The sequence below is a fragment of the Aeromonas sp. R1-1 genome (genome assembly GCF_040908495.1).
GTDB lineage: Bacteria > Pseudomonadota > Gammaproteobacteria > Enterobacterales > Aeromonadaceae > Aeromonas > Aeromonas veronii.
Window position 1 is genome coordinate 1 of record NZ_JBFODV010000138.1, and the last position, 4,829, is coordinate 4,829.

Here is a 4,829-nt window from a genome sequence, read left to right on the forward strand (position 1 = left end):
ATCAGACTCCCATCGATGACCACAAGGCGTGCCAGTGCGCCGATATCCTGCGCGGCCTGGCCAAACCGAACCAGTGCAAAGTCTTTGGCCGGGGCTGCACCCCGACCCAGCCCATGGGCAGCTGCATGGTCAGCTCCGAGGGGGCCTGCAATGCCTACTACCGATATATGGGGATCCAATGAGAGAAATTCAGTTAAGCCACGGCGGCGGCGGTGTCGAAATGAACCAGCTGATCAATCAGCTCTTCTTTCGCCACTTTGGCAACGAGATCCTGCTGCGCGGTGAAGATGCCGCCCTGCTGCCGGTAAGCGGCCCCGTCGCCTTCACCACCGACAGCTTTACCGTCTCGCCGCTCTTCTTCGAGGGGGGCGATATCGGCAAGCTGGCTATCGCCGGCACGGTCAACGATCTCGCCATGATGGGGGCCAAACCCGAGTATCTGAGCTGCAGCTTTATCATCGAGGAAGGCTTTCCCTACGCCGATCTGGCCCGCATCGTCGAGTCGATGGCAGCAGAGCTTGCCAAGAGCGGTGCCCGCATTGTCTGCGGCGACACCAAGGTGGTGCCCAAGGGAGCCGCCGACAAGATCTTCATCAACACCAGCGGGGTCGGCACTTTCCCGCTGCCTGAGCAGAGCCGGGGCATTTCGGTACGCAACCTCAAAGCCGGTGACGCCATTCTGGTGTCGCGGGATATCGGCAGTCACGGCGCCTGCATCCTGATGGCCCGTGACGCCCTGCAACTGGGATCCGCTCTCAAGAGTGACTGCACCACCCTCTGGCCACAGGTAGAAGCGCTACTAAAAGCGGGTATTACCCCTCACGCCCTGCGCGATGCCACCCGCGGTGGCCTTGCCGCCGTGCTCAACGAGTGGAGCAGCGCCTCCGGCGTTGCTATCGAGCTGGAGGAGTCCGCCATTCCTGTGTGCGATCCGGTGCGCGGCCTGTGCGAGCTCTACGGTTTCGAGCCCCATGATCTCGCCAACGAGGGGACCATGGTGCTGGCCCTGCCTGCCGAACAGGCGCAGGACGCACTGGGCATCTTGCGGCAATTCAACCCAGCAGCCAGCCAGATCGGCGTGGTTCAGGCGAGCGATCGCCACAAGGTGATCCTCAACAACCCCTGGGGCAGCCGCCGCTATCTGGAGCTGCCGCAGGGGGAGCTGCTGCCGCGGATCTGTTGAGCAGCCATGCCGTTCTGTCAATTACAGGGAGGAGTCACTGCTCCTCCCCATATCGGTTAAGGAGCCACCATGCACGAAATGTCTCTGGCCATGGCCGCCATCGATCTGGCAGCCGAGCAGGCCACCCAGCGGGGCTTTAACAAGGTGACCGCTCTCTGGCTCGAGGTCGGCAGCTTCTCCTGCGTCGACCCCGACACCATTGCCTTCTGTTTCGAGGCGGCTGCCAAGGGCACTGCCGTCGAAGGGGCCCAACTGCACTTTCAGCACCAGGCGGCAGAGGTCTGGTGTTACGACTGCAACCAGACGGTCACCCTCACCGAGCGCGGGCAGGCCTGCCCAGGGTGTGGCGGATACAAATTACGAGTCGCGCAGGGTGATAGCCTGCGCATCACCGACATCGAGGTAAGTTGATATGTGTAGCGTATGCGGATGCGGCCAGGCGCGGATCGCCGGCCATGAGCACGATCATGAGCTTCATCACGAGCATGAACATCACCATGAACATGGTCATGAGCACGACCATCATCATGCTCATGACGCCCATCACCATCATGACCACGAGCAGAGTGCGCCGCGTACCCTGATCATTCACCACCACTACCACCATCAGGGGGATGTCCATCACCATCATGACCACGAGCAGAGTGCGCCGCGTACCCTGATCATTCACCACCACTACCACCATCAGGGGGATGTCCATCACCACTACCACGGGGAACGGGCTCCCATAAGCCATGAGGGGCATGATCACCCCCATGAGCACCACCATGATCACCCCCACGACCATCATCATGATCATATCCACTCTCATGACCACGGCCATTCCCACGCACATCCCCATGATCACAGCCACGACCATGACCATGACCATGACCATGACCATGACCACCAGCAGGGTGATCTGCACTACGGCAAAGGGGAAGCGGGATTGTCGGTGCCCGGTATGGGGCAGCGCCAGCTGATCGCCATCGAGATGGATGTGCTGACCAAGAACAACGCGCTGGCGGCCCACAACCGCGAGCACTTCACAGCAGCCGACCAACTGGTGCTCAATCTCGTCTCTAGCCCGGGGTCAGGCAAAACCACTTTGCTGTGCGAAACCCTGCGCCTGCTGGCCGAAAAACGCCCCTGCACCGTGATCGAAGGGGATCAGCAGACCAGCGCCGATGCGGATCGCATTCGTGCTACTGGCGTCCCTGCCGTGCAGATCAACACCGGCAAGGGCTGCCATCTGGATGCCAAAATGGTTCACGACGCCTGCCACCAGCTGCCCGCCAATCAAGGGGGCATCCTCTTTATCGAGAACGTGGGCAATCTGGTCTGCCCCGCCAGCTTCGATCTCGGCGAGAAGTACAAGGTAGCGATCCTCTCCGTCACCGAGGGGGAAGAGAAGCCGCTGAAATACCCGGACATGTTCGCCGCCGCCCAGCTGATGGTGATCAACAAGATCGATCTGCTGCCCTACGTCAGCTTTGACGTGGCCCGCTGCATCGAGAACGCCAAACGGGTCAACCCCTATATTCAGGTGATCCAGGTCAGCGCCACTACAGGCGAAGGGATGGATGCCTGGCTCAACTGGCTGGCCAGTGCCTGAATCAGAACCGGTTAAATGCCGTTACCAGTGGCGGATAACAAGAGAGGGAGGCTAATGCCTCCCTCTCTTTTATCTACGAACCTTGTCGGCCGTGCTATCTGTTCGGAGTCGCCAGCGTCCCCTCACCCTGACCCTCTCCCCAGGGAGAGGGGACCGGTTCGTGGATACTGGCAATAAGTTCGAAGTACGCGCACTGCGAGCATAACAACCAGCTTGTGCCCCCAAGCTTGGGGAGAGTCACCGTCTGCTCCCTTCTCCCCTTGCGGGAGAAGGGCTGGGGATGAGGGGGGAAGCCAATCCTCAGGCCACGCTACGGGCCATCGCCTCCTGCTCAGCCGTCTCCTCGCCAAAGCGCAGCACCCGATGGCAGATCTGGCGCAATAATGCCTGCTGGTGACTGAAGATGACCATGCCAAGCCCGCGCTGCTCGCATTCAACCATCAACTCCCGCCAGAGTTGGCGCTGAATCTGCGGATCCAGCTGGGCGGTCACCTCGTCGGCAATCAGCAGTCGGGTGCGGGGATCGAGGGCGCGCAGCAGCGCGATGCGGGCCAGCTCGCCACCTGAGAGCTGGCCGGGCTTACGGCCAAGCCACTCGGGTTTGACCATAAAGCGAGCCAGCATGGCCTCATCGGGGCGCCACACATCCCACAGCGCCTGCCCGGTGGTGCGATAGGGATTGAAGGTGAGTTCGGGGTGCTGGGGCAGCAGCTGGATGGGGTTATAACCCTTCACTGGCTCCGGCACAGGCTGCCCATCGAGCAGGATCTGCCCGCCAGCCCGAACCGGTTGCCAACCCGCCAATACCCGCCCCAGGGTGGTCTTGCCATGACCGCTCGGGGCGGAGATGCCGAGCCGCTCCCCCGCTTTCACCGTCAGTGACAACCCCTGCCAGAGGGGACGTTCCCCCTGGGCGATGGTGAGATTTCGTACTTCCAGCATTATGAAACCTCCGGCATAGAGAAAAGCGCATTGAACTCCGGCAGCGCCTGCCAATGGGCTCTGAGCATCTCGCTCCCCTGCCCCTGGCGCAGATGGTGGCAGCTCAAGGTATCGCTCACCTGCCCCTGATGAAGGGCAACAATGCGATCGGCAAAGCGGGCCGCCAGCGCCAGATCGTGGGTGACCCAGAGGATGCCGCTGCCCTGATTGGCCAATTCACGCAATTGGCTGAGCAGCAGACAGGCCAGCCCCTCGTCGAGCCAGGCGGTGATCTCGTCCGCCAGAATGTAACGGGCGCCGCCGAGGGCCGCGGTGCAGGCCAGAATACGCTTGGCCATGCCGCCGGAGAGCTGGCGTGGAAATCTGTCCAGGGTGGTCGCGGGCAGCTGGTAGCGCAGCAGTTGCTCACCGAGCCGCTCGCGAGAACCGCTCTGGCCGCAGAGGCGTGCCGCACGTCCCAGCTGACGCTCCACCGTCAGCAGCGGATTGAGGGCGCTTACCCCTTGTGGCACATAGCAGAGGGTGTGCCCGCGCAAACGGGCCCGGCTGGCATCGCACAGAGGCGTGCCATCGAGAGAGATGCTGCCGCGCATGCGCAGATTGTCCGGCAGCAATGTCAGAGCGCTTTGCAGCAGCAGGCTCTTGCCCTCGCCGCTCCCCCCCACCAGCGCCACTATCTCCCCCGGCGCCAGTTGCAGGCTGATATCGGTCAGCAAAGGCTGCCAACTACGCCGCCCCAGCCAGGAGTAGTGGGCCGCCTCTATGGTCACCTGATCAAAACTCAGCATGGTTCACTCCTGTGCCACAACAGCTGTTGCAAGGCGCGGGTAGCCTGATCAAACAGCAGTACCAGCAGCAACAACATCAGCCCAGGGAAGAGGGCCAGCCACCAACCGCCACCGGCCAGATAACGCAGGGCATCGGCCAGCAGCAGGCCCAGCGAGGCCTCGTGGGCCGCCAGTCCAAAACCGAGAAAGCTCAAGGCCGCGCTGTGCAGCACCGCATGGGGAAACATCAGCAAGGTGCCGATAAACCACTGGGGCAACAGCCCCGGCAACAGATGGGTGCGCCAGCGACGCAGCGCCCCCATCCCCTGACAACGGGCCAGCA

At 62.2% G+C, this 4,829-nt stretch carries 7 protein-coding genes and 1 pseudogene; 4 read left to right on the plus strand and 4 right to left on the minus strand.

Translation table 11 applies throughout. From position 1 onward, the window contains the following. From AB5Y92_RS08080 to hypA, 3 genes and pseudogenes are all read left to right on the plus strand, one after another. Positions 1-182, plus strand: a pseudogene (locus AB5Y92_RS08080) (hydrogenase formation protein HypD); the annotation flags it as partial. Beyond that, the gene (gene hypE, locus AB5Y92_RS08085) at positions 179-1,183 is read left to right on the plus strand and encodes a hydrogenase expression/formation protein HypE (protein ID WP_368226388.1); all 1,005 of its coding nucleotides are present in this window, start codon (positions 179-181) and stop codon (positions 1,181-1,183) included. The pseudogene AB5Y92_RS08080 and the gene hypE, both read left to right, overlap by 4 nt. Before the next feature lie 69 nt (positions 1,184-1,252). Continuing rightward, complete coding sequence (gene hypA, locus AB5Y92_RS08090) at positions 1,253-1,594, plus strand: hydrogenase maturation nickel metallochaperone HypA (protein WP_164536901.1); 342 nt, start codon at positions 1,253-1,255, stop codon at positions 1,592-1,594. Here hypA and AB5Y92_RS08095 read toward each other — a convergent pair. Continuing rightward, positions 1,572-2,090: a hypothetical protein gene (locus AB5Y92_RS08095; RefSeq protein ID WP_368226401.1), complete on the minus strand. Its 519-nt coding sequence runs from the start codon at positions 2,088-2,090 to the stop codon at positions 1,572-1,574. The genes hypA and AB5Y92_RS08095 overlap by 23 nt on opposite strands. Between AB5Y92_RS08095 and hypB the strand changes: the two genes are divergently transcribed. Then, positions 1,983-2,777, plus strand: a complete 795-nt coding sequence (gene hypB / locus AB5Y92_RS08100) for a hydrogenase nickel incorporation protein HypB (RefSeq protein ID WP_368226403.1) — start codon at positions 1,983-1,985, stop codon at positions 2,775-2,777. The two genes, AB5Y92_RS08095 and hypB, sit on opposite strands and share 108 nt — an antisense overlap. Positions 2,778-3,077: 300 nt before the next feature. Here hypB and AB5Y92_RS08105 read toward each other — a convergent pair whose 3' ends face one another. The 3 genes from AB5Y92_RS08105 to AB5Y92_RS08115 form a co-directional block, all read right to left on the minus strand. Beyond that, positions 3,078-3,719, minus strand: coding sequence for an ATP-binding cassette domain-containing protein (locus AB5Y92_RS08105; RefSeq protein ID WP_368226392.1), 642 nt, complete (start codon positions 3,717-3,719; stop codon positions 3,078-3,080). Then, the gene (locus tag AB5Y92_RS08110; protein ID WP_368226395.1) at positions 3,719-4,507 is read right to left on the minus strand and encodes an ATP-binding cassette domain-containing protein; all 789 of its coding nucleotides are present in this window, start codon (positions 4,505-4,507) and stop codon (positions 3,719-3,721) included. Before AB5Y92_RS08110 ends, AB5Y92_RS08105 begins: the two co-directional genes overlap by 1 nt. Then, on the minus strand, positions 4,501-4,829 hold a 329-nt coding region (locus AB5Y92_RS08115; protein ID WP_368226398.1), incomplete at its 5' end, for an ABC transporter permease subunit. The genes AB5Y92_RS08110 and AB5Y92_RS08115, both read right to left, overlap by 7 nt.

Excerpts from the sequence above, each read along its gene's own strand:
- hypE (WP_368226388.1), top strand. The coding sequence starts at position 179 with ATGAGAGAAATTCAGTTAAGCCACGGCGGCGGCGGTGTCGAAATGAAC.
- hypA (WP_164536901.1), top strand. The coding sequence starts at position 1,253 with ATGCACGAAATGTCTCTGGCCATGGCCGCCATCGATCTGGCAGCCGAG.
- AB5Y92_RS08105 (WP_368226392.1), bottom strand. The coding sequence starts at position 3,719 with ATGCTGGAAGTACGAAATCTCACCATCGCCCAGGGGGAACGTCCCCTC.
- AB5Y92_RS08110 (WP_368226395.1), bottom strand. The coding sequence starts at position 4,507 with ATGCTGAGTTTTGATCAGGTGACCATAGAGGCGGCCCACTACTCCTGG.